Source organism: Butyrivibrio sp. MB2005 (genome assembly GCF_000424285.1).
Classification (GTDB): Bacteria; Bacillota; Clostridia; order Lachnospirales; family Lachnospiraceae; genus Butyrivibrio.
Genome location: NZ_AUJP01000009.1, coordinates 56,696 through 81,447 on the forward strand (window position 1 = coordinate 56,696; position 24,752 = coordinate 81,447).

General features: G+C 38.6%; 27 protein-coding genes and 1 pseudogene. 5 read left to right on the forward strand and 23 right to left on the reverse strand.

Annotated features, from left to right (window positions below):
• Positions 1–12: 12 nt before the first annotated feature.
• The 9 genes from G610_RS0104885 to G610_RS19750 form a co-directional block, all read right to left on the reverse strand.
• Positions 13–1,653 carry a CDP-glycerol glycerophosphotransferase family protein gene (locus G610_RS0104885; RefSeq protein WP_026523896.1) on the reverse strand — a complete coding sequence of 547 codons (1,641 nt, stop codon included), beginning with the start codon at positions 1,651–1,653 and terminating at the stop codon, positions 13–15.
• Between the two features lie 7 nt (positions 1,654–1,660).
• On the reverse strand, positions 1,661–3,772 hold the full coding sequence (locus tag G610_RS0104890) for a hypothetical protein (RefSeq protein ID WP_026523897.1): 2,112 nt from the start codon (positions 3,770–3,772) through the stop codon (positions 1,661–1,663).
• A gap of 504 nt (positions 3,773–4,276) precedes the next feature.
• On the reverse strand, positions 4,277–4,474 hold the full coding sequence (locus tag G610_RS0104895) for a hypothetical protein (protein ID WP_026523898.1): 198 nt from the start codon (positions 4,472–4,474) through the stop codon (positions 4,277–4,279).
• A 227-nt stretch (positions 4,475–4,701) separates the two neighbouring features.
• Positions 4,702–5,448, reverse strand: a complete 747-nt coding sequence (locus G610_RS0104900) for an ABC transporter ATP-binding protein (RefSeq protein WP_026523899.1) — start codon at positions 5,446–5,448, stop codon at positions 4,702–4,704.
• Between the two features lie 10 nt (positions 5,449–5,458).
• Entirely contained in the window at positions 5,459–6,223 is a 765-nt protein-coding gene (locus G610_RS0104905) for an ABC transporter permease (protein ID WP_035796992.1), read from the reverse strand.
• Between the two features lie 212 nt (positions 6,224–6,435).
• Entirely contained in the window at positions 6,436–7,143 is a 708-nt protein-coding gene (locus G610_RS19745; RefSeq protein WP_051197650.1) for a PD-(D/E)XK nuclease domain-containing protein, read from the reverse strand.
• A gap of 31 nt (positions 7,144–7,174) precedes the next feature.
• Positions 7,175–8,725, reverse strand: coding sequence for a hypothetical protein (locus G610_RS0104915; protein ID WP_026523901.1), 1,551 nt, complete (start codon positions 8,723–8,725; stop codon positions 7,175–7,177).
• A gap of 41 nt (positions 8,726–8,766) precedes the next feature.
• Complete coding sequence (locus tag G610_RS0104920) at positions 8,767–9,552, reverse strand: glycosyltransferase (RefSeq protein ID WP_051197695.1); 786 nt, start codon at positions 9,550–9,552, stop codon at positions 8,767–8,769.
• 41 nt (positions 9,553–9,593) lie between these two features.
• On the reverse strand, positions 9,594–10,733 hold the full coding sequence (locus G610_RS19750; protein ID WP_051197652.1) for a glycosyltransferase family 4 protein: 1,140 nt from the start codon (positions 10,731–10,733) through the stop codon (positions 9,594–9,596).
• A gap of 326 nt (positions 10,734–11,059) precedes the next feature.
• On the opposite strand from G610_RS19750, the gene G610_RS19755 reads away from it, so the two are divergent.
• A complete protein-coding gene (locus G610_RS19755; protein WP_035796996.1) occupies positions 11,060–11,395 on the forward strand; it encodes a helix-turn-helix domain-containing protein in 336 nt (111 codons plus the stop codon).
• 129 nt (positions 11,396–11,524) lie between these two features.
• Here the strand turns inward: G610_RS19755 and G610_RS19760 are convergent, their stop codons facing one another.
• Both G610_RS19760 and G610_RS22955 read right to left on the reverse strand, forming a co-directional pair.
• Positions 11,525–12,121, reverse strand: a complete 597-nt coding sequence (locus G610_RS19760) for a YitT family protein (RefSeq protein WP_081667235.1) — start codon at positions 12,119–12,121, stop codon at positions 11,525–11,527.
• Positions 12,122–12,483: 362 nt separating this feature from the next.
• The gene (locus G610_RS22955) at positions 12,484–12,651 is read right to left on the reverse strand and encodes a hypothetical protein (protein ID WP_196809811.1); all 168 of its coding nucleotides are present in this window, start codon (positions 12,649–12,651) and stop codon (positions 12,484–12,486) included.
• A 181-nt stretch (positions 12,652–12,832) separates the two neighbouring features.
• Here G610_RS22955 and G610_RS19765 point away from each other — a divergent pair, with 181 nt between their 5' ends.
• Together G610_RS19765 and G610_RS22960 are read left to right on the forward strand one after the other, a co-directional pair.
• Complete coding sequence (locus G610_RS19765; protein WP_081667236.1) at positions 12,833–13,519, forward strand: helix-turn-helix domain-containing protein; 687 nt, start codon at positions 12,833–12,835, stop codon at positions 13,517–13,519.
• Positions 13,520–13,581: 62 nt separating this feature from the next.
• Positions 13,582–13,734, forward strand: a complete 153-nt coding sequence (locus G610_RS22960; RefSeq protein WP_155830958.1) for a hypothetical protein — start codon at positions 13,582–13,584, stop codon at positions 13,732–13,734.
• 14 nt (positions 13,735–13,748) lie between these two features.
• On the opposite strand, the gene G610_RS19770 is transcribed toward G610_RS22960, so the two are convergent.
• The 3 genes from G610_RS19770 to G610_RS0104970 all read right to left on the reverse strand — a co-directional run bounded on the left by G610_RS19770 (position 13,749) and on the right by G610_RS0104970 (position 16,830).
• The gene (locus G610_RS19770) at positions 13,749–14,513 is read right to left on the reverse strand and encodes a helix-turn-helix domain-containing protein (RefSeq protein WP_051197656.1); all 765 of its coding nucleotides are present in this window, start codon (positions 14,511–14,513) and stop codon (positions 13,749–13,751) included.
• 38 nt (positions 14,514–14,551) lie between these two features.
• Entirely contained in the window at positions 14,552–14,716 is a 165-nt protein-coding gene (locus G610_RS22965; protein WP_155830959.1) for a hypothetical protein, read from the reverse strand.
• A 557-nt stretch (positions 14,717–15,273) separates the two neighbouring features.
• Positions 15,274–16,830 carry a hypothetical protein gene (locus G610_RS0104970; RefSeq protein ID WP_026523903.1) on the reverse strand — a complete coding sequence of 519 codons (1,557 nt, stop codon included), beginning with the start codon at positions 16,828–16,830 and terminating at the stop codon, positions 15,274–15,276.
• Between the two features lie 205 nt (positions 16,831–17,035).
• On the opposite strand from G610_RS0104970, the pseudogene G610_RS0104975 reads away from it, so the two are divergent.
• Positions 17,036–17,647, forward strand: a pseudogene (locus tag G610_RS0104975) (HAD-IC family P-type ATPase); the annotation flags it as partial.
• A gap of 46 nt (positions 17,648–17,693) precedes the next feature.
• Here the strand turns inward: G610_RS0104975 and G610_RS0104980 are convergent.
• The 5 genes from G610_RS0104980 to G610_RS0105000 form a co-directional block, all read right to left on the reverse strand.
• A complete protein-coding gene (locus G610_RS0104980) occupies positions 17,694–18,059 on the reverse strand; it encodes a heavy-metal-associated domain-containing protein (RefSeq protein WP_026523905.1) in 366 nt (121 codons plus the stop codon).
• Positions 18,060–18,075: 16 nt separating this feature from the next.
• Positions 18,076–18,309, reverse strand: coding sequence for a Fur family transcriptional regulator (locus G610_RS0104985; RefSeq protein WP_035793347.1), 234 nt, complete (start codon positions 18,307–18,309; stop codon positions 18,076–18,078).
• A gap of 73 nt (positions 18,310–18,382) precedes the next feature.
• Positions 18,383–18,535, reverse strand: a complete 153-nt coding sequence (locus tag G610_RS22970) for a FeoB-associated Cys-rich membrane protein (protein ID WP_155830960.1) — start codon at positions 18,533–18,535, stop codon at positions 18,383–18,385.
• A gap of 171 nt (positions 18,536–18,706) precedes the next feature.
• Positions 18,707–20,698 carry a ferrous iron transporter B gene (feoB, locus tag G610_RS0104995; protein ID WP_026523907.1) on the reverse strand — a complete coding sequence of 664 codons (1,992 nt, stop codon included), beginning with the start codon at positions 20,696–20,698 and terminating at the stop codon, positions 18,707–18,709.
• Between the two features lie 62 nt (positions 20,699–20,760).
• On the reverse strand, positions 20,761–20,976 hold the full coding sequence (locus tag G610_RS0105000) for a FeoA family protein (protein WP_026495674.1): 216 nt from the start codon (positions 20,974–20,976) through the stop codon (positions 20,761–20,763).
• Positions 20,977–21,255: 279 nt separating this feature from the next.
• Here G610_RS0105000 and G610_RS0105005 point away from each other — a divergent pair, with 279 nt between their 5' ends.
• The gene (locus G610_RS0105005) at positions 21,256–21,636 is read left to right on the forward strand and encodes a metal-dependent transcriptional regulator (protein ID WP_026523908.1); all 381 of its coding nucleotides are present in this window, start codon (positions 21,256–21,258) and stop codon (positions 21,634–21,636) included.
• A gap of 377 nt (positions 21,637–22,013) precedes the next feature.
• On the opposite strand, the gene G610_RS0105010 is transcribed toward G610_RS0105005, so the two are convergent.
• The 4 genes from G610_RS0105010 to G610_RS0105025 all read right to left on the reverse strand — a co-directional run bounded on the left by G610_RS0105010 (position 22,014) and on the right by G610_RS0105025 (position 24,739).
• Positions 22,014–22,574: a chromate transporter gene (locus G610_RS0105010; RefSeq protein ID WP_026523909.1), complete on the reverse strand. Its 561-nt coding sequence runs from the start codon at positions 22,572–22,574 to the stop codon at positions 22,014–22,016.
• Positions 22,571–23,143, reverse strand: coding sequence for a chromate transporter (locus tag G610_RS0105015; protein ID WP_026523910.1), 573 nt, complete (start codon positions 23,141–23,143; stop codon positions 22,571–22,573). Before G610_RS0105015 ends, G610_RS0105010 begins: the two co-directional genes overlap by 4 nt.
• On the reverse strand, positions 23,143–23,364 hold the full coding sequence (locus tag G610_RS19775; RefSeq protein WP_051197658.1) for a hypothetical protein: 222 nt from the start codon (positions 23,362–23,364) through the stop codon (positions 23,143–23,145). Before G610_RS19775 ends, G610_RS0105015 begins: the two co-directional genes overlap by 1 nt.
• A gap of 97 nt (positions 23,365–23,461) precedes the next feature.
• Positions 23,462–24,739, reverse strand: a complete 1,278-nt coding sequence (locus tag G610_RS0105025) for an MFS transporter (RefSeq protein ID WP_026523911.1) — start codon at positions 24,737–24,739, stop codon at positions 23,462–23,464.
• Between the last annotated feature and the right edge of the window lie 13 nt (positions 24,740–24,752).

The window sequence follows — 24,752 nt, forward strand, 5'->3', positions numbered from 1 at the left end:
GTATATATTATTTTATGAATATTTCACTGAATTAATATCATTTACAACTGATGCTTTGCATTCATATGCCAAAGATTTAATTTTTTGTATTTCTTCATGCTCCATATTCCTTTCATCAATTACAAATGTAACATCGTTATTTGAAGCAGTAAAAATCCTAAGCATCTCATCATATCGATTTATATAACATATTACTTTCTCAAATCTAATTCCGTGAAATTGTGTTTGATACGCAATTGGCCACATTTTTGTATCTTCACAGTTATTGCTATCAAATAAAATATCATTGCAATAATAATCAAGTGAGATTAAATCAACCTTTTTATCAAGAGCCTGAATCCTTAATGGTTCTTTTATAAAATCTATGTTTTTATATGCTACAGATATAATCTTAGACTTATCTTCAAGCATGGCATCTATCCAATCTATAAAATCTGTAGTATGATCACTCGGACTTAAGTCACCCCCATAGAACAAATACCTTTTTTTATCATTTTCAATTGATAAATGATTTCCTTTTTTATTTGAATGCAAATCAATTATCATTTGATAAAGTTTTCTTGGTGTGTCAAACTCGTCTTCGCTGCAAAATTGTTTATACACTTTCGCATCATCATATTCTTTTTTTGTCCCCATCTCATATAATAATTCTTCAATTGTCTTCACTTTTGCAAATGGTAAGGATTCTATGTCCAAATACATCCCCTGTCTTTTCAAATACTCATCCTTATCATACATCCATAAAATTATCTTTTTTCTCGTACATAGAAAATCTATCATCACACTAGAATAATCAGTAATTAAACAGTCTACACAATTCAAAAACTCATATGTTTCATAATCGTCTGGAAATGGTTTGACCCTATAATAACGCGTAAAATCAAGTTTTTCCCTCATCAATCTATGTAAATTAACATACATAACTGAACCATCATCTAAGGCATTATCTATTGTATCCAACATCTTCTTAATTATTTCATAACTATCTACAATATTGCCTAAATTGCCTCTCCATGTGGGCATATATGCAAATACTTTCTTGTTTATTAACCGTTCTTTTAGCCTAACATCATGTTCACTTTTGCTATCAAAAAAAATAGAATTACGAGGATAACCCAAAATAATATCCCTACCAGCATAACTCTCCAACCTATATGATTTATTCATATTATTCTGAGTGTATTTATTGGGATATAGCACAATATCACTATCTATAAATGATTTTTTCTGAGCTCCAGTCCATGCTACATCATCAAAAAAATCATATCCAAGTTTCTTTAATGGAGTACCATGCCAAGTTTGAACACATACTTGACCATGTCGCTTTCGATAAATAGAATTAAACTGAACATCTGTAAATAAATATCTTGCTATAGCCAAATATGTCACTTGATTGACTGAATTTACCTCTAAAAGTTTTATTCGGCTATCGCCAAACTTATCTATTAGTAATCTAACATTCTTAGGTACGTTCCCACCTTTTGATGCTATACCAATAATATATTGCTTATCCTGGAGCAAAAACTCTCTGGCTAAATAATACATATTACCTGCCAAATCGTTCCCTACATGCGACTCTATGTAAACTATATTATCCTGAATATTATCTTCAGATAATAATTCATTATAATAGTCTATTAACCTATTACCCATTTCATTATTACCTCACTATTTTTCTGATATTTGATGCTGCTTCTGCTTTTGTTTCCCCAATCCATGGATTAATTTCATTTCCTTCCATTATTTCATAGCAAATATCACTGTATGATAATTTATTCAATGGCAGAATTGCATCAAACCCCTCTATTTTGTTCATATAAACTTTAGATTGCACCCAGATTTCAACAAAATCTCTTGCCCCCCTATATATATCTTCAATTTCTTTCTCATTTCTCTTTTCATTTTCAATATAGGAAAAAACAAAATCTCCTTCTTTATTCTTGCTAATCATTTTTAGAGATTTCTCATTAGATGAGAATATCAATTCACATATAAACCTTCCCATCTTAGTTGGCGAAAATTGAGCAAGAAGTTGCTCGTTCTTTCTCGGACTAAAGCAGTATGCATCTACCATTTCATCAGTAAAAGCATTTGATACAAAATCTCTTGTCCCATACGAAACCATAAGAAGTGATTTTACCGTTAAATCCATATTCATCTCTTCTAGTAAATATTTAAGGCATTGGGCATTAGTCCCTTGCCATCCCAAATCAACTATACCTACTCTGTCCCCCTTTTTTACAAATTGCTTATAGTATTCCGTACTAGCTATCCTTTCTGCTTCAAAATTATTTAGCATTATCTGTTTATTATCATTTAGACATTCTTTTAACGAATCAAAGTTCTTCATCGAGAAAATTTCATCTACGCATAACTTATAGTCTGGTAAATAATCAGCCATAAACTCGATATTTAGTTCTTTTAGAACTTCTCCTATTGTAATTTTAGCTATGAGTGCTCTTGCTTTAATATGCGAATCAATAAAATAGCCTGAAAACCTTTTATATGAGAATCGAATAGAAGCAAATCGTGAGATTTTAATATAGTCACAATCGACCTCTTGAAAATATTTCTTATACATTTCATACACTAAACACATATCTCGGCTAGAAAATAATAGTTTAGTCAATTTATTTTTTTTGGCAAATTCATTTATCCATTTACAATAGCCGACTACTAATAACCCTAAATAACCAAATCCCAATTCATAATACATATTTTCTTCATTATTTATTCCGTTATGGAAATGTGAATTGACTATTCCACTGTATACAGAAAAAAGCAAGGAGGACATTTTTGCTGGTCTATAATTCCTACCAATCTCATTTACATTTTCGTAATAAAAAGCCTTCCAACCTATAATTCGCGATCCTATATAATCGGCTAAATAATTATCACCAACATGAATAACACTATAACTTCTACCAACAACACTCCAAACTTCATTTTGCAATAATCCTTTATTTTTACTCACTCCAAACTCGCAAGACGAAAACACTTCTTTAATATCCTTATAGCCACATATATCCAGTAAATGTTTTATTTGAATGGAATCCATATACATATTAGACGTTGCTATCAATCGTTTCCCTTTTCTGACTAGTTCCTTGACTACTTCTAACATATATGGATTTGCAAAACAGACTTTTTCTTCGACACTTAACTCTAGTTCCATAGCTTTTGTCTTGTCTATGCCAATATTGTTTTCAAGAATATCGTATATTTCTGAAAGAGTAATTTCGCCATATACATTGTCTGTTTTCTGTCTAGCACATTTCTCAGCTTCAACTCTACTATTTTTATAATCATATATACCGAGTTGATTACCGACTATTGAAAAAACATCAGTTGGATTTGATACATATCGAAATATCAATGTGTCAAATACATCAAAAGAAATAATATCGTATCTTTCTAGTCTCTGTACGAACTCCTCAACTGAAGGACGTCTCTTTATTGCTATCTCTGGGTATTTCCATGGATTTCCTATATTCTTCTTTTTTTCAGTGGTTTTTTCCTCATTTATGTCATTTTTTAATTCTCTATTTAAATACAGATCAGGATTTAACTGAGGATCAATCGGAACATCCCAGTACAAAAAGGGTATCTGTTTTTTTCTAACTCGATAAAACCAATTTAACCTCAACAAAACCCAATACCCCTTTAAGCGATTTCTTTTCCCATTTTTAGTGTTTTCTCTAACATATCGTTCGTATTCATACCATACTCTTCCATTTTTTCTTACTAAAAATCCATATATTTTTTCTTTCATAAATATCTCCTGCCCTAGTATATTTAATGAGCAACACTCCTACCTAATTACCCAAAGGATTAGGATAATCATTAAGGAAGCCTTCTATTGAATAGAATACTGAAATGTTTGCATGATATATCTCAGATAGCGTAATAATGCTCACAGATATTCTCTGCTGTTACAACATTTTGAGTCTCTAACTGATTAAAATCGGCGTAATACAACACGAGTTCTAACGTTGTATTAGTCAAAAAGATACTTATCGAAATATGTGAGTCCTGTGATAGCTGCAATCACTTTGGATAATTTATCACCGACCCATTTTCGCACTAGCACCTTTTCAATTATTTCTGGTTTATCCCAAAATTGTAAAAGCTAATCAGTATAGCTATTAACATAAGCGCTCCTAAATTCAATATCGCAATATTCTTTTTGCACAATTATCAAAAAACTCCCGACATAAAGCATTTTCATACCTTACATCAGGAGTTATTATTTCAATTATTCACTTTTTATTTATGACTATTTCTTTTCTGTCAGGAATTCATCAAATAGCTTCTGCTGGAACTCAGAATCTCCGGCTGCTTTCTTAAGGTCATCCATTCGATTAGCAGTTATTAGCCACATATTTAAAGCATTAACGTCTGCTTTTCCTTCATCATAAGAGATATTCTTCTCATTTTGTATATGAAGTGCTTCATTATATTCTGACAATAACATTGCAACCACCTCGTTTCGGTTCGTCTCTAAAAGACATTTAAATACTCTCTCTTGAATACATCTGTCTGCAGCATCATTTACTTAGTTATCACAATAGTCTCCTCATGTAAAGTATGAAATTGTCAATGTTCGGTGTGGTTGTTTCTTCATGTTAAAACTTTCTGAAACAACATATATGCTTATCATGCAGATGCATGTAAGTATCAATAATTTTATAAACCGGCAGTTTATTCCCCGCCAGACTTCCTGTACTCCGCACACACAGTCTTAACATCACCGTCCATGCGAAGTTTACCTTTTTCAATCCAGACTGCCCTGTCGCAGTTGTCCAGGATTGTGCCCATTCCATGGCTCACCAGAAGTACTGTTGATCCGCCGTGGATCATTTCTTTGATACGCTTAAGACTTTTTTGTCTGAAGAACTCATCCCCAACTGAAAGGACTTCGTCAAGAAGTAATATTTCAGCAGCGTCTCCTGCAGTTGCGATGGCAAAACCAAGTCGCGATACCATACCGGAAGAATAGTTCTTTACCTTTTCCTCCATGAAATCCTGAAGTTCTGCAAACTCTACTATTTCATCGTAGTGTTCATCAAGGAATTCCCTTGAATAACCAACTATTGATCCATTCAGGTATACATTTTCTCTTCCGGTGAGTTCCATATCAAAACCGGTGCCCAGCGTCAAAAGTTGTACTTTTTTTCTATCGACTTCTATCTTTCCGCTTGTTGGATTTATTGCCCCGGCTATAAGCTTTAAAAGTGTACTTTTTCCTGAGCCATTGGTTCCTATGATTCCGACAACCTCTCCTTTATGTACATCAAAGCTTACGTTGTCGATAGCAAGTAAATCTCTGTAGTTTATTTCCTTTTTTATTTTCCTTATAAGATAGTCTTTAAGTCCTGAGACATTCGCTGTACTGATTTTGTACTCCATAGTCAGGTCTTTAATTTTTATGACTGCATCTTCACTCATCAAAAGTCCCTCAAATATGCTGCATTACTTCATTTTCTCTTCGAAGGAATATTAGATATCCCAGAAGGTAGCTTGCTATTCCCCATATGATTATTCGTGCCCAAATATCTGCACTTGGAAATGTGTTATAAACCATGCAGTCTCTTGCAAACAGCATGAAATCATAAACAGGGTTGTTATAAATGACTACCTGCATAGCTGTAGGCACCTGTTCAATCGGGTAGAATATCGCCGATAAGTACATAAGCATAGTAAGAAAAACTGTGTACAAATACTTAACATCAGCAAAGAATACATATACTATGGAGAGCATATATCCCACTCCCAAGCCAAAAAGCATACACAGAATAATATCTATAGGAAACAGCAGCATGGTTATGCTTGGCTTTACTCCCGATAAAAACAAAAGCGGGAAGAATGCCAGTAAGCTGAATCCGAAGTTTACTAAAGCTGTATAACATCTTGAAAGTACAAATACATTCTTTGGAACCTTTACTCTAAGAAGGAGGTTTCTGTTATCAACAAGGACAGTCATTACACTCTGGCTGACCTGACAAAACATGTTGTAGAACAGATATCCTGAAAGATAATAAAGAGGAAAATTTTGGATTTTTCTCTTGAACATAGTCGAGAACACCAAGGTCATTACCAGCATATACAGAAGTGGACTAAGAACACTCCACAGAATTCCCAGATAAGATCTTGCGTATTTTCTTTTAATCTCTCTCCCCGTAAGCTCCCGGATTACAAACCAGTATTGCTTTATGTCTTCCATACATTCCTCGCAAATTATATCTATAGTATATTATATACATTTTTAAATACTATAATACTTGTATCAGTATATATCTATACCATAGAATCGTCAAACTTATATTGCGTGCCATGGTATTGGTGGAGGGATGGTTTTATTAAGAGAAAAAGGCTGTAAAGCAGCTCGATTTCGAGCTGCTTTTACAGCCTTTTTCCTTATTATGCTTTCTATAGCTAAATCAACATGTTTTTAATGATACAGCTATGTTTCTTTGTCTTTTTATTATAGGATATTCCAACTTCAATCACCTGATCTGCTATTTTTTCTTCAGCGATTTTTCCTTTGAATCTCTGTATGTACTTTTTTGATTCAATTTGCCCAATCGCATCATCAGCAGTAGAATCCACCTTTAACTCCAGTATTATTCCGACTCTGTCAGAAGTTCTCCTTGGATAGAAAATATAATCCACAAATCCCTTACCTGATTTATCTTCACGAATAACCTGATATCTGTCCCTTGCCGATAAATAGGCAATATTCACAATTGATGATAATTCACTCTCGCTATTATATTGCAATGCCGGTGATTCAGAATCATGCACATACTTCAAAACAGATTCTACAGTTTGTGAATCCCCCTCCAAAGTTACCGCCAATATTTTATCCGATTCTTTCGCAAGCCTATGAATATATCCCAATTCTTCCTCTTTGTACAGCATATCCGAAAACTGGCCCATAAGCTCCCTGTTTGGAATCTCAACATATCCCTCAGAGCTTGTCAAAAAACCGTACACTACCATAGCAGATAGAATCTCTTCTCTTGTCTTAAGATTTCTTGATGTGACTGCATACTCCCTGGCATCACACTTTACTCTTTCTCCTGCGATCATTGTGGCAATGTCATTTTTTACATCATCAATATTGTTCCTTATAGATGACATGATATTTATTTAGAATTCTCCTGCGAAAATATCACTTGATAATTGCATCATACCATTGATGTATCATAATTGTTATTCTCTTCCTCAAATACATAAGCAGATTATAAAATCTAGCGCAGAGCAGGCTCCATACCACATTTCTTCCGCATTTAACTATGCTTGCGTATATCCATCCGCTCTCATGGATAACTGTGTGTGCTGTTGCTGCACGGCTTGCTTCCCCATCATTTTTATTTGGTACTCTAAATCTGTCCTTAAGCCTGATTCCGATCCACAAAAACAGTTTTCTGAGAAGTCTTAAATTGCATATGTCCTCATATGACAAATCCGCAGCTATATGCTGCGCATCAGTTTCAAGTACATCATCGCAAAACAGCAGATTACCGTAAGTCTTCGCCTCCCACTCATCAGGATATGTCATAAGCTTGACTAATATATCCTCGGATATAGATTCCCCATTATTCAAATTCATAAATCTTCTATAGTTTTTGGCATATACTTCAAGAGCAGTGTTTACACAGGTAAGGAACTCATTGTTCAGGTTCCCACTCTCTGATATTACGGGCTCATAAAAAAAGCGGCTTACACGCCCCAGTACTTCATTGCTATCATCTGTCACATAATTGCTATCGACATACTTCTCATATCCAAGAGTCATTCCGGCAGTTTCTGAACTAACAGCCTCGAATAGGCAGTTACTGAAATTCACCTTTCTTCCGATATTCCTGCGTGGTGAAAAGTAGAAGGTATTATACTTTTGCGGATTTGCACTTTTGGGTGTCTCATATAAGCCAAAATAGTAACCGCATAGGTCTATATCCGACTTTCTGGTCCTTAATAGGTTAAGAATACTCTGTTGAGTTGTCCCCACCCAGCCACTGTCTACTATAGCCATCGGTAATCCGTCAAACATTCCCTCACGGTCAAAATATCCCATAGCCTTCGGTAGAAGTGATTCAGCATGACGCTGTATGAGTTCCCACAGTTCATCTATATGTTCATAGGCCACTTGTTTCCAGGCTAGTATTTCCGGCCTTAATAATATCTTGTCCGGCGGGTCTGTATATCCTATTATTTTTGCTGCAATCTCTGCTTCTGTATCTGTCAGGCCTCCTCTCTTGAATATTTTCCTCATTGTTACATCTATTCCCGAAAGGAAGAGCTTCTCCGGAAACTCCTTTTTCTTAACTGACATCTCAGGAATTCTTAATGCATAACGGGATACCCTTAGATAATGTAGTTCTGGGAAGTCCACTTTTTCTTTTGTCAGACACCGCGCCACAAGGTAAACAGGATAAGCATCCCTTGACAGAAAATACAGTTTCCGAATTCCTTTTTCCTCAGCACTTTTAAGTACCCACTCCGTAAATTCCACAAGCACTGGAGCAAAGGTGTGCAGATAGTGAAATACTACCCGATCCATATCCGTTTCTGCATTTAGACTTTTCGGAATTGGTGCACAATATATATTATCTGAAGATGCAGAAAACATCTTCATTTCTTCCAATGTATTCACCAGAGCCTTCTCATATGCAGGATTTTTAGACACTACCATCTTGTAGTAATCCAATTTATTTCTCATCAAAACACCTCGCTGAGAATAAGTTCCCGTAATCAAATGGTTCAGACATTTGACTTTCTGTTTTTAAAAAACTCTATAAGCCGTACCGGGATAAATGCTCCAATTATCGGTCTAAGGCAATATGCCCATCCGAACGGAAATAATAGTCCCATCTCTTTGAAGTTCTTAAATCTGACTTTTGCTTCATATACCCTGAATTTGAAGTGCCTTGTGTGGTAGGTTTCTCTATCGACATGATATTTGAACAGAACTTGCTGCATATTGCAGCCCTTTAGTCCCAATCTGAAGAGTCTCATGAAAATCTCATAATCTTCACACCTAAGTGTCTCTTTCCTGGCAAGATATCCCCCGTTCTCATACAGCGCTTCTCTTCTGTACATAACCGTGGGATGAATAAATGGTGAATATCTAAGATAATCCTCTGCTGTAGGATGCTCAGGCCTTGTGGTAACTCCCCACTCTCCTTTTTCATCGAATATTTTGGCATTACATCCACAGAAATCATATTCAGGATGTTCCTTAAGAAAAGTTAGCTGTTTCTCGAATCTCTTAGGCATGGATATATCATCGTCATCCATACGGGCTATGAATTTGCCACTTGCTTTCTCCAGACATTTATTTAGTGAAAAGGCCAGTCCGTTATTTTCTTCACTGCCTATGATCACTATCCTTTTATCCCTTTTACTAAGCTCTTTTATGAACCCGGATGATTCCGGACAGGATCCATCATCATATATTATGAATTCAAAATCTCTAAATGTCTGTGTCAGTATAGAATTCACAGCTCTGTCAAGGTCAGCCGTACTCTGGTCACTATATACCCCCATTATGACGGACAACTCCACCGTCTCCATATAACGCCCCCACACTAATCTTCAATCTTTTTATATATCCTGCACATAGTCATATAAGCAGCTTCTTTTGTAAAATCACGTGATAATCTCAAGGCATTATCTGAATACTGCCTTCTCAACGCGCTGGCATTTTTAAGCGTAATAATAGCCTTCATAAATTCATCTACGTCATCCGAAGCGCAAACTATACCATTTTCATGATTTTTCATGTATTCTCTGGTGCCGCGGTTATCCGCTGCTATGACAGGTACTCCACATCCAAGAGCTTCAACTGCCGCCATTCCAAATCCTTCTCTTTTGGATGGAAATGCAAATACATCAGCAGATTGCAACACTCGCTCCATATCCGTTCTGTATCCCAATAACTTTACATTCGAAGACAATTTGTTCTCATCAATAAATTTCTCCAAGAATGCTTTGTTACCCCCTCGGCCACAGATGCTATAGTATATATCCTTATCTCGCAATCTGTTTAACGCTTCCAATATGACAATCTGATTCTTATTGGTATTTAATTCCGCAGCGGTCACTATATGGAACCCCTTATTCGGTATACCAAGTTCCTCCCTGACCTCGTCCCTTATGCTTTCCCTGGGATGAAATCTATCTGTGTTAAGGCCGACTCCATGTAGAAGCTCCACGCTTCCACCTTTTTTCAAATGGAATCGCGAAGCCCTGTCATAGTCTTCGCGATTAATGGTAATTATCATATCAGTGAAATGAGCAAGAAACCGTTCTACCGGATAGAATATTAACCAATATGAAAGCGGAGCACCTTTGAAGAAATGAAAGCCATGAGCTGTATAAATCACATAAGGATTTCTTCCTGACAGAAAGCCCGCCAGTCTTCCAAGCATACCTCCAACAGGATTATGGCAATGAATGAGATCAATATCCTCATCCTTGATTATTTTGATTAGTTGCCTCAACCCTTTAGCATTTGTAATTATATGCCAGGGTTTCTTATGTAGAGTGATTGGCCAAAGAGCAATCCCTTCGCCTTTCAGAAATTCAGGATCATATTCATAAACAGGATTTTTGAAATCAGACGCATAATGGATTTCATATCCTTTTTCCTGCAATACCTTTACATCGTTCTCCAAAAACTGAGACAAAAATCCACCTGTGCTTGATACGATCAGAGCTTTTTTCATATAATGATTCACCGCATCCTATAGCATATATTTACTACTAAATAGTATCTATAGTATATATTTATACCGAATAACCGTCAATAATGTCGGCTCGTGATGACAACTTTCAAGCTGCAATCTATGAAAACAGGTACTCTATAGAATCAACTCCAGGTTGATGATTATGGCTTTTTTATAATCTATAGTATAGATTTATCCAATTATTCTACATTGGTGAGTTGTTCTGACCATTCACAATCTATAGTGTTTATCTTATGGAAAAGGAGATTTTGGATAGTATTCTGATTTTTACTATCCACTTATCTTACTTCTTAAGGAGGTGCTTTATGGATATCACTGCTGAAATAGGTAGCAGAATTCGTCATCATAGAAGGGAACGTAAATTAAGTCAGGAAAAGCTAGCCGAAAAGAGTGGACTTCACCCGTCATATATCGGTCAGCTCGAAAGAGGGGAAAAAAAACCTACCATCGACTCACTGTATAAAATAACAAAAGGAATGGATTTATCCGTATCTGATTTTCTTAAAGATCTTGAAATTGTCGATGGCGATCCGGAGAATTTCGCGGTCAAATCATACTTGCTGATAGAGCAGGAACAGGCATCCGATCAGCGCAGACTGTATGAAATAATCAAACGCATAATAGAATTTAAAGGTAAGTAACATAATAATCGGTGGATAGTAAAAGGTTCACATAGCGGCTCTTCCCGCTATGTGAACCTTTATTTAAATTTCTTAATCTTTACTGTATCACCAGTGCCGATTTCAATCAAAAATATTAAAACGGGCTTACTATCTCAAAATCTCATCTACAGTAGAAACCGTACTGAAGCTGCCCTTGTTTCGTGAGATGATTTCCTTCATTTTCTGAAGCTCAAAGTAGCTCACATAGCAGATAAGAGTCTTGTTCTCTCCTGCAATCATTCCGTAGGAATTCATAAGAGTACAGGTCTTGTTGAGTTCATGCTTTATTTCCTTAATGATGTTGTCAGGATTCTTGGTTATGATGGTAACCTGCTTGATGGCATCAAAATGATCTGTGACATTGGTGATGATTGAAGTGGCAACCACATATACCAACAGACTCAAAAGAGCCGCATTCTGATTTATCACAAAAAATGCCGTTATATATACACATGCATTGAAAGTCAGCAGAATATAAGTAAGACTGTAATTCTTACCAGTTTTTTCCGAAAGATAGTCAACGATTATATTGGCAAGTATCTCAGATCCGTCAATACATCCGCCCACTCTCAGGATAAGCGCAAGTCCAAGACCAAGCAGCGCTCCTCCGAATGCAACCGCAAGAAAATGCTCTGTGTTAAGCTCAAAGGGAACTCTCTCGAATACCTCAAGCCCCACTGTATAAACCGCTGAGCCAAAAGCAATAACTCAAAAGGAACCCACGAATACAGCTCGTAAATACAGCTTTAATCACACTCAGATGCAAAAGTTTGTAAGGCTTTATCTTATGGAAAAAGTAAAAGATCTTGAGATGCTAATCAACAGATTCTTGGTGCCAGTCCGACCGGGACATAAATTCAAAAGAATCATACGTCGCCAGTCAGCTGTACCATTAGCATACAGATAAATCAACAAAAACAGAATACCCTGTTGGTAGGCAGCCTCGCCAGACTGCCTGTTTGCCTTTTTCAAAAATAAGATTTTTGACCGTAAACCCGAGAACTGGATATATTTTGTTTGGATTTATCATGCCTATAATAATATACTGTTATTATGATTTTTGCTATCTAAATGACATTGGGACCTATGTATCCTACAAGTTCTCCCTTATCAACAGAAAAAGAAATGCCTTTAAGGGCGTTGACCGTATCTTTTTCCCTTAAAAGCCTTCCTTTTTCACGTTTCTTCTTAACAACAAAGCTCTTTTGTAGGTTGTTAACTTCTATATAACTCATGATTTTCCCCTTAATCCAACAAATACTCTCCCATCGCCACAGAATATTCTACCAAATTCTCGCATTAATTGTTAAAAGAATTAGAAAATAACTCTACTTTCCGTAGGTGGTTATGGTATGCTTGCTACGTTAATATTTCTATAAGAGCTTTAATGATAATGAACTTATGGAGGTATAGACCATGAATCAATATGTAACAGGCGCAGTAATTAAGGAAATGCGCGAACAAAAGAAAATGACACAGCTCCAGCTTGCTGAGCTTCTTGGCGTAACCGATAAAACAGTTTCAAAATGGGAAACGGGAAAAGGTTATCCTGACATAACCCTCCTTGAGCCAATTGCGGACGCCTTCAGAATTTCAGTGACAGAGCTGATTTCCGGCAACAAGATCAAAAACGAAAATGTATCCGCAAACATGATGCGTTCAAAATTCTATGTTTGTCCCGTTTGCGGAAATGCAATTCACAGCATGGGCGAGGCAGTAATTCAGTGCCACGGCGTGCAGCTCCTCCCCGCAGAGCCGGAGCAGACCGATGAAAACCACATGATCTTCGTTGAGCGTGTTGAAGATGAGTATTATGTCAGAATCGACCACGAAATGACCAAGGATCACTACATATCCTTTATTGCATCATCTTCCCCGGATCGAATTCAGATGGTAAAGCTCTATCCTGAAGGAAGCGCAGATGCCAGATTCAAGATAAACGGCGTCCGCAAAATCTTTTTCTATTGCAACAGGGATGGGCTTTTCTCAATAGATGTGGTTAAGGGAATTGATGACAAAGAAACATCCTACGATGATACCAAGGAGAGGATGAAGCTTGAAAAGACAGCTGATATGCTGTTTGGGAAAATCGGCGGGAAGTAATCATAATAAAACAGACCTATGCGTTTTAAAATGAGCCTCATAAACTGGAGATGGGAGAAGATATGGTATACAGAAAAAAGAATTTCATTTTGGGACAGCTTGAAAACATTGAATTGTTCGATTCTGTCCCGGAAAACTTTACCTACGACAGAAAAGACGCACTTGTAGATTTGAAAATGGCATTAGATATACTTAAGGCTTGGGAAAAACACTGACAAATACCGCTTGCTTATGCCAAATTTGTAAATGTTTTGTTATAGGTTTTCTTTCTGTATTCCTTAGGCGTGACTCCTTCATATTTTTTGAAAAGAGTAGAAAAATGGCTCTCCCCGGCAAAACCTAAATATTCTGCAATGTCAGTACAGCTGTATTCATTGTATGAAAGAAGAAATTTCGCAGCGGAGATCTTTTTCTGCCTGATATAGTCTGATACCGAGACTCCAACTTCCTTAGCAAAGACAGTAGACAGCCATGATGCATTCATTTCAAGCTCATCTGCAAGTGTCTGTACGGTTATTCTGTCATGCATGTGGTTTTCGATGTATTCCATGCATAGAAGGATTCTGGGCGAATAATCAGTCGACTTTTCATGATATGCCTTCATTCTTACTGCATAATCCAGCATCATCTCCTCATACAGAGCCTTTATTTCATCAGCCGAGTTTAATTTGTCCATCTTCAGAATATATAAGTCAGATAATCCATAGGATTCATCGGATGGCATGCCGCTCTCGATGCAGACTCTGCAGCATGTGGTTATTACTGATACAAAAAGGTATCTTTCCTGTAGTACAGGAGACTGTGAAAGCTTTGGAAATTTTGCCTTTCTATGCTTTACTAGGAACCTTTTTAAGCCGGATATATCACCGTTTTTTACGAAATCAAATCCGGACATTTCCTGACTCAGTGTCGCATGGACAAATTCCTCTTCTCTCTGCTTGAACAGATAATCAGAAAGCGCCGCTTCCATCTGTTTTACCACTTTATCCTGCATCCACCCACTCCTTAGTAGACAATTTTTATTTAATTGTATCAGATTGTGAATGTAGCTCCAAATGCCATGATAGCTTTTCTGTTGCACATTGTTATGCAGAAAAGACTCTCTATAAACTGTGAATACATCTTCTGAACTGCTGCATTTCTCTGCTCTTTTTTTACTTCTGCTTTTCTTGTATCCTGAACGTCGTTAAATCTCATGGTATTTCCTCCTAAAATTGTTTATTGTCTGGTTGATTGGTTGTTTGTGTTTCCTTATGTCTGTATTATGCTTCTTAACCGGTTTTGAAAACATAATATTCATTTGTTTTTGTTTCTATTTGTTGTTCATTGCTTGAAGCGCTTGCCCTTAAATTGCCAAAGTAAATTAGATATTTTCATTGAAGGCTATCTAATCCACTCTGTCACAAAAGTAATGAAAAAAATTCTCAGTCATAGTAGCTTTTACTATGAAAATTAAAATATTTTCAAACGACAAGAAGTAAGATAAAATGTCAAGCATTCATATATTGCATCTCATTTGATACGGCGTGTTTAATATATGATTTGTGTTGTTGATTGGACTGCATGAATTGAGAGGTTTTAGAAATGAAGAAATTTAAAAATGTAAGTTTTCTATTAGTTTTTTCTATAATTTTACTGGCGCTGTCTCCAGTGAAAGCAAATGCGAACCCAGAAAAGCTAAATAATTGGACCAGGGGGCGGGTACAGAGTCGTTTATTTTGACTCCATATCCCGTCCCCCTGGGACAGTTCTGTTTAGTTCATAGCTTCGCCATTTACATAAAGTGTATATCCATTTGTATTCACGCTGGACATATCTCCATCAAAAGATGTGATATATGTGTCTGCAGTAAGTGTCCATGTACTGCTTTTATCGATAGATACTGAAACTGTTCCTACTTCTGTAGAAACGCTCTCACCCTTGGCATTTGTGATATTACCATCAATTGCACCTGTAAAATCTGAACCATCAGTAAGGTTTAAAGTAAGCTCAGAATCACTTCCTACGAGAATTGTTCCATCAAGTGTCTGATTGCTTGCATTTACTGTAGCAACGTTACTGTCTCCCTTCCATCCATCAGCACAAACGGAGAGAAGAACATTCGCTGAATCCTCATTAACAATCTTTACATTATCGAGATTGATCACAGCCTGTGTGTTTGTCACATGAAAAACATGACCATTTTTGCTCGTCAGCGTTCCACCATTCATTGTAAATGTGGAAGTTCCACTGTCCGCATCTCCGGACATAGACTGATAGATCATGATAGTGTCATAAAAGGTGGCATTACCGTTGGTATCTGTATTGTTTGCCGTCATGTCGCAGTCATTTAATATAATGGAATTAATTCCTTCAATACATACACCTTCTGACAAATTTGAAGTGAGTGTTGCGTTAGAAACTGTAATATCTGCGGTTGAATAAATCGCAGGTGATCCAAGTCCATTTGTTGTATAGCTGCCACCGTCGACTGTAACTGTACCGCCACCACGGTCAGTTCTTATGGCAGCTGAAGATCTTCCGCTAGTCTCAATGGTAAGATTTGATGCCTCTGTGATACCACCACCTGTTGTCATGATTCCACCAGACCCATCGCCTGTGGTGGTAATAGTTGTATCAGAGATGATTACCTTTGTTCCATCACCATCTGCTCCGTTTTTTCCACCGTTACCACCGTAGGAAAAAACCCCGTTTGCTCCGTCAGCATCGGAAGTAATCGTGCTATCAGTAATAGTAGTTGTAGAGCCATCTTTCACAAAAACTGCAGCATTAAGCCCATAAAAATTGCAGTTATCTCCACCATCTGAGTCGCCTGTCTTTGTAACATTAGCATTTGAGATAGATACCTCTTCTGAAGTGCTTATCATAAGTGCGCTCTCATCTGCAACACTGCTATCATAGGTTTTTCCATCCTGCGAATCGGCAGCTACTATCTCATCAGCGGCTTTATACTCTATATCTGCGCTACTGCTTCCACCGCCAAATCCGCCTCCTTCAGGAGGATTTCCGGGTGCTTCGCCGTCAGGTTTTTCACCAGGTGCTCCATTCGGGGCCTGTCCGTCAGGAGCTTCTCCATCAGGTTTTTCCGGAGGAGTCTCTCCTTCCGGCATTTCACCTTCAGGTTTATCAGCAGATGCCTCTTCATTTGTCGCATCTGCAGAAACTGTGCTGTCCTCAGGCGCAGCATCCTCAGTAATAATCGTAGATTCTCCGCTTACTGTTCCTGTATTTGTACCACATGCGGTAAAGGTTACACACATCACTGTGATAGCTGCTATTGATAATACTTTTCTAAGTTCATTTCTTTTCATTATAAAATCTCCTTGATATTTCCTTTGAAAATCGCATCCGCAATGCTTTGCTTTAGTGGAGATTATGGATTAGAAAACTAAAATGAACCTAAAATGATTCCAAAAAAATTGAAGTTCACAAAATCTACAAAATTTAAGGGCTTGCAGAAGATTCATCTACAAGCCCATTTGGATTTAGTTTAAATTATTTCTTTACATTAAATGCTTCGATTCTCTTCCATCTGAGTATTCGCACCTGTATATGTCTATCGGCGAAGAGCTCGCTGCAGTAATACTTATCGAAGATCCACTTAGAGATGAGGCTCCTTCTGTAATAAGGAAATTGAAAGAGGTTGGTTTTGAAAATGTAGTTATGATGACCGGAGACAGTGACAGAACTGCCAGGTCAGTTGCAGAAAAGACCGGCGTAACCAGATACTTCTCTGAAGTTCTTCCTGAAGACAAGGCTGAATTCATAAGAAAAGAACATGAAGCCGGCAGAAAAGTAATCATGATAGGTGATGGTATAAATGACTCACCTGCTCTCTCCGAAGCCGATGCCGGAATCGCGGTAAGTACCGGAGCTTCCATAGCAAGAGAGATTGCAGACATAACCATCTCCTCTGATGATCTCGGAGCTCTTTTAACGCTTAGAAGTCTCAGTACAGAGCTGATGCGAAGGATTAACCTGAACTACAATTCCATTATCGGGTTTAATTCCTTCCTGATAATCATGGGAATGTTGGGGATCTTCACACCGACGACAACCGCATTCCTTCACAACGCTTCTACCATAGCTCTCAGCATGAAGAGCATGACAAATCTATTGGATGATTGACCCAAAAAACCTCGTAGCTGTTTGGCAACTACGAGGTTTTCTTTATTTATTTCTTTATCACAGATATGACTTTGTAATCCAAAGTCTCTATAGCCCTTGTAATCGTGGCGTCATCCACTTCCCTATCATACTCAACCACAGCTTCCTTCTTCCGTAAATTCAGCTTAGCTGATACTCCGTCAATTCTGTTGATAGCTCTTTTCACACGATTACTGCAGTTCTCGCAGTGCATCCCGTCAATCTTAAAGACCCTGGTCTTAACCACAGGACCGGAAAGCTTCTTGTCCGGCTCCCTAACTGTAGATGATCCACCCCCGCAGCAGCTTCCCTGTCCCATGAAATGCTTTGCTGCTCCTTTTGTGGCCATTATGATCACTATCATTAAAATTATAATAACAATCGCATTTGTCATATATTATTAATCTACCTCATTTAAGTTTGACTATGTCAATCCTGTCTATCACGCCAATTTCCTCCAGGACTCTGATCATTCGGTAGACTGTGGCAGTACCTATTGAATCATCTTTCTTTTTGACATTACAGCAAATATCCTTACATGAGGACCCATCATTTTCTGCAATTACATCTGCTACCAGTCTTCTTTGTTTTGTTATGCGCATTCCGCTACTTTTCAATGCTGTGATGATCTGTTCGTTGCTCATAATCTTGTTCTCCGTTAGCTGTCACTAACCGTCCCCCAACAATAAAGCCCGCTCTTGAACGGGCTTTATTACATTATTTGTTTTTGCATGAACAGGCAGCCTTGTGGCAAGCTCCCGCTGATGGACACCCGATGCAGTGTACACCTTTCTTCTTTTCCTTATAAATATATCTGATAGCAAGTCCAAGAATCATTACGATAATTACAATTGCAATAAAATCTGTCATTTTACTAACACTTTCTTACTTATAGTAAACGACATAGGCTTTTGCCTATTGTCGTTTGCAGCGCCGGATTTTGGTCGCTGAAAGCGACATGTTTCATTACAAAATCCGTGTGCATCCCTGCGGAGCTTTTATAGTAAGCGGCAGATACTTCTGACGCTTACTATAAACAGATCAGTCCAGCTTGTACTCCAAAACCATCTCTTTCTGATTTCTCCGGATCAGGTATACGATAAATGCTGCAAAAACAGCAATCGCGATAAGTCCGTATACAAAGCCTGCTCCCAAAGCGCCTGTTGTAATGAGAGTTCCGATCTGATATACAAGGAATCCAACAGTAAAACCTGTTGCAAGCTGAAGTCCAATAGCACCCCACAGCCACTTAGCTGACTTCATCTCAGAATTCATAGCTCCAAGAGCCGCAAAGCAAGGTGGTGTATAAAGATTGAACATAAGATATGCAAGGGCTGCAACCTTGGTAATTCCCATTACTGCTGCTACTGCATTTCCTTCACCGATAAGCTCAAGCTCCTCTGTATCGATGAGGTTAGAGATTGCATATACTGTTGCGATAGTACCAACAACATTCTCTTTTGCGATGAAGCCTGTAATAGCTGCCGCTGCAAGCTGCCAGCTGACAACACCAACTACAGGTACGAGAAGATATGCAAATGGTCCTGCAACTCCTGCAAGGATCGATGTGCTCTCCATTCCCTCTTCAACCGGCTGGAAGCTAAAGTCGAAGGTCTGCATGATCTGTACAACTGTGTTGCAAACAAGAATAACTGTTCCGGCCTTGACGATATATGCCTTACCTCTTTCAAGCATTGACTTAAGAGCAAATAAAAGGCTTGGAACCTTGTACTCAGGAAGCTCAATGATGAAGAAGCTCTTTCTGTACTTCATACCAGTGATAGCCTTGATAAGAAGTGCTCCAAGGAGGATCAGAAGGATACCACCCATGTAGCAGATAAAGCTTACCCATCTTGACTCCGGGAAGAATGCTCCGGCGAAAAGAGCTATTACAGGAAGCTTGGCTCCACATGGCATAAAGGTTGCAAGCATGGCTGTTGCACGTCTCTCTCTCTCATTCCTGATAGTTCTGCAGGCCATGATAGCCGGGATTCCGCATCCTGTACCAATGATCATAGGAATTACTGACTTTCCTGAAAGGCCAACCCTCTTAAAGATAGGGTCAAGGACTACTGTTGCTCTAGCCATGTATCCGCAATCCTCTAAAAGAGCGATAAGGAAGTACATGACCATAACCAGTGGAAGGAAACCAACAACGGCACCAACACCGCCGATAATACCATCAACAAGCAAAGCATAAAGAAGTGGGTTGGCATCTGCCATTGCATCTCCAACCATTCCCTGGAAGGACTCAATCCAGCCTGCAAGGATATCTGCAAGCCATGTTCCAACTGTTGTCTGTGAGATATAGAATACAAGCCACATGATGGCTGCAAAGATCACAATACCAAGAACAGGATGTGTAACTACGTTATCGATCGTATCGCCAAAGTTCTTGTCCTTGGTGAATACCTTACGGTTCTCTACTTCGCTTACGATCTTATTGACAAACTCAAATCGCTTTCTGTCAGCTGCCTCAACCTCAGCCTTGCTGGTAAGATCGATATTACCCTGAACATATGGCTCTTTCTGACCCTTACCCTCAAGTTCAGCAGCTGCCTTGACAACTTCCTTAAGACCTGTCTCAGAAGTAGCTACAGTCTTGATAACAGGACAACCAAGCTTCTCTGAAAGGAGCTTCTCATCAATAGAGTTGCCCTTCTTATCATTGGCATCATTCTTATTAAGAGCAACAACTACAGGAACCCCAAGTTCAAGGAGCTGTGTTGTGAAAAAGAGACTTCTGCTAAGATTAGTTGCATCCACGATGTTGATGATAGCATCAGGATGCTCGTTCTTAACATATCCGCTTGTGATGCTCTCCTCTGATGTGAATGGAGACATTGAATATGCTCCGGGAAGGTCTACTGCGATCAGCTCCTTGTCGCCATCATAGTAGCTCTTTTTGATAGCACTCTCTTTCTTGTCAACTGTAACGCCGGCCCAGTTACCGATCTTTTCAGATCTACCGGTTAAGGCATTGTACATGGTTGTTTTGCCGCTGTTGGGATTACCCGCCATAGCGATTCTCATTTTTTCATCCTCCTAAAAGTTGCAATATCATTCAAAACACGTTTTAAATGTGTCTTCGAATCTTACTGAATTCTGATAGCATCCGCTAACTCAGGGTCAATATTATATCTTGCATCCTTAATAGCGACTACCAAATTTCTCTTTTTGTCTACAACTGTGATCTTCTCTCCACTATAACAACCAAGTGAAAAGAGAAAGCTCTCCATCTCTTCATCGCCGCCAGTTGCGACATTTTCGATTGTATATTCTGTACCGAGTGCTGCTTCGTTAAGTGACATAGACATTTTACTCTCCTATTTGCTTAAGTGTCGTTAGCAATGTATTACATCAATTAGCATATGCTAACTTCATTCATAGGATATGCTTATCAATAATAATTGTCAATAAGAATTTTTCAAAAAACCCAGATTTTATCAGCTTTTACGCAATTAAATTGGTAGTAATTTACACGGCGAAAATGCCAACTCTTTAGCCGGCACTTGTATTTCCATTTGTTTTTCCTCATGGGTTATAGTATTCTTAATTGTAAGAAAAAGCTTAAGAAAGGTGGCCAAATTATGGCACTTCAAGAATCTGGAGAGATGTATCTGGAGACAATTTATGTTCTTTCACAAAGCCACACCCATGTCCGTGCCGTTGATATCGGCGAGGAGCTAGGTTATTCAAGGCCTTCTGTTAGCCGCGCCATGCATCTTCTTAAGGATGAGGGGCTGGTCAAGACTGATGACTATGGTTTTGTTGTTTTGACAGAAGCAGGCAAAGTTCTGGCTAAGCGCATCTACGAGCGCCATACAGTACTGACTGAAGCACTTAAGTATATTGGCGTTGACGATAAGATCGCCTCCGAAGATGCTTGTCGTGTGGAGCACTACATCAGTGATGAGACCTTTGATGCAATCAAGGTTTTCATGGCTGGCAAGAAGAAAAAGAAATCATGACCACCCGTCCAACGGGTGGTTTGCTCGCCCCTATAAGGGGCAGTTACCGGCCAGCGCCTAAAGACGCTGGCTTTCACTTTGTTCAAGCCTTTATCGCCTTTGACTCGTCGCAGCCCTTGAAAGGGCGCTTGTAATACCGGCTACCCCTTGAAGGGGTCCTCATACTCTTTCACACTCTTGAGATATCTTCTCAGTGCCAAATATTGATGCCGTAGTATTGTCACATATAATGTTAGCATATGCTAACCCAAATAAAAAAGGAGGAATGCATGAGTAAAGTAGCAATAGTTTTTGGAGTGGAGGTAACACTCAGTAAATGAGCCAGGGGGACGGGGTCAATGTCATTTTTTGGTCCTATAACCCCGTCCCCAAAGGGGTCAAAAGCCATAAACTACTACGCCGGCAAATGCAGATACCAATATCAGGATAATCGGTGACATTTTCTTTTTGTATATCTTCCGAAATCCAAAATAGACCATCGCCAGTGCTAATGTCAGTAACACCGGAAGAATATCTTTTTCATAAATTAGCGGAGTCAAGCCGTTCTTGCCAATCATACTGACTCCCATAGCCAGTATAATGCCGATAATGCACGGTTTAATCCCATTAAACGCTGCTTTCAACCACTTTTTCCCTGATACCCTGTTTATCAAGGTCATTAGAAGTATGATAAAAATAAATGCCGGAGTAACCACGGAAAGTGTCGCTAAGATTCCGCCAGGTACTCCTGCTTTGCTACATCCAACATACGTTGCGAGATTTACCATAATAGGCCCCGGAGTACTTTCGCTGATTGCGATCATATTAACAAGAGTTTCTTCATCTATCCAGCCATAATGCAGGACTACATCTCTTATAAGCGGTATAGCACCATATGCTCCGCCAAATGAAAATAGTCCAACCTTCAAAAAGCCAATGATCAGATCCAGATATATCATTTATCTGCACCTCCTTTCATGGAATGCATATTAGATATTCCGGATATAACCATACCGGACACTGCTGCGATCACTAAAAGCAGGATGGAGGATATTCCAAGATTGAAAATGTTGTTTAGAAGCATTATCAAAAAGGCCGCGCTCAGGATTATGCATGGTACAGTCTTCTTTTCCATCTTCTTTATCATGCCTATTGCTGCATCAAGGATCAGGATACCAACCGCAATCCTTATTCCTTTAAAACCACTTACTATCCCCTGAATCTCAAGGAAATTCTCAAGGAATTTTGAGATCAGATAAATAATTACAAAAGAAGGTGTCACCACTCCAAGAGTCGCTGCAATAGCACCTGCAATACCTTTTTGCTTATATCCAACATAAGTGGCACAGTTAACGGCTATTGGCCCCGGTGTGGACTCAGCAATGACCGTGATCTTCATCATCTGCTCATGGGTTATCCATTTCTTCTGCTCAACACAGATGCTTTCTATCAACGAAATCATGGCATACCCACCGCCGAAGGTGAAAAGCCCTATTTTTGCAAATGTAAGAAAAAGAGTAACTATCATTAGTGATGACAACCTCCATGTCCGCAGGAATGGCCTTCTCCATTCAGTTTCTCAGAAATACTGTATTCAAACCATTCTTCCTCTGTTTTCACAAATCCTACAGACTGAAACATCCGCTGACTTTGGGTGTTGAAGGAATAGATATTAGCTTTGACCTTATCCATTCCTTTTTCTTTGGCAAGCTCGATCATATCTGATTCCGTCATTTTTCTTATGTTCATTCTGATTTGACATCCTTATTTCAAGTAAGACATTCTCTCAAAAGCCTTAAAAGTATGCCTTCAGAGTGCGTTTTTGCCATCTGAAGGCATATTTGAATTATTCAGTATATTTATATTTTTTCATAATCTGACCTGATGTTATACAGAGGACGGTTCCGGACACTCCAAGTATGAACATCATTAGTGCTGCTCCTGAGCCCTTTCCGGTTCCAAAAAGAAATGTCCAGAATGCATTATCACTTCTCATAGTCATGAATGGTTCGCAGATTTTGTCTACGAAAAATCCTCCAAGAAACAGTCCGATTGGAATGGTGAAAAACTGCAGAGTATTTCTGCAAGCATACACTCTTCCCTGAAGTTCTATAGGAATAACATTCCTCATTATTACATTCTGATTGGCAGCCATAAGCGGCACGAACACCCAGCCTAAGATCTGTCCGATGCACCATAAAACAGGACTTCTTGAAAATGCCAGTACGAAGTTTTCTATCCCAAGTGAAAAAAGCATTGTCAGATATATTACCTTTACTCTGTCTTTAGGTTTAGGCAGAATCATAGGAAGGAAGCTTCCTGCTACCATTGCCAGTCCTGAGCAGGCTGTTACTAAGCCATACACATTGTTGCCTTTTTGAGGTATGACAAGTGCCGGAAGTACAGCATCAAAAGTTGAAGCTGTAAGATTAACTCCTGACATAAACAGGATTATGGTAAGAATAAGTGGTGTTTCCTTCAGGAAGCTAATCCCCTCTTTAGCCAGTTTGATCACGTTATCGTTTTTATCTGATCCCTCATGAATCTCAGGCAGTTTTATGAAAAACAACAATGCCACAAATGCTATGGCAAAAGTCAGAAGATCAACCGCGATTACCACATCCAATCCTGCCAGCCCATAAAGCGCCGCAGCAATAAGCGGATTTCCGATTGATATAAGAGAACGTGACAACTGCTGGAATCCGCCGGTCTTCTGATAATGTTCCTTTGGAACGATAAGTGAATATGCCACTTCTGAAGCCGGCTGCTGAACAGTGTTCATAAGCCCCGAAAACGCATTGATGGCATACAGATGCCACATTGTAAGAGCATCGTTTTTGTATAAAACAAATACAACAACTGTCGTAAGCGCTGCCATAAGATCGCAGATGAGCATGGTTTTCTTTTTATCGAATTTATCTGTTAATGCCCCGGCGAAAATGCTCATAATAACGTACGGTGCATATGTGCAGATTGTAAGTGCCGCCGTGCTCAGCGCAGATCCGGTCTTTTCATACACCCAAAGTGTCAGCGCAAATTCTGTTATTGCACTACCCAGCTGTGAAAGACTCTGCGTAAGCCAAATTATGTAAAAATCTCTTAATTCTTTTATTTTATTTTTCATTATCATTTACCCT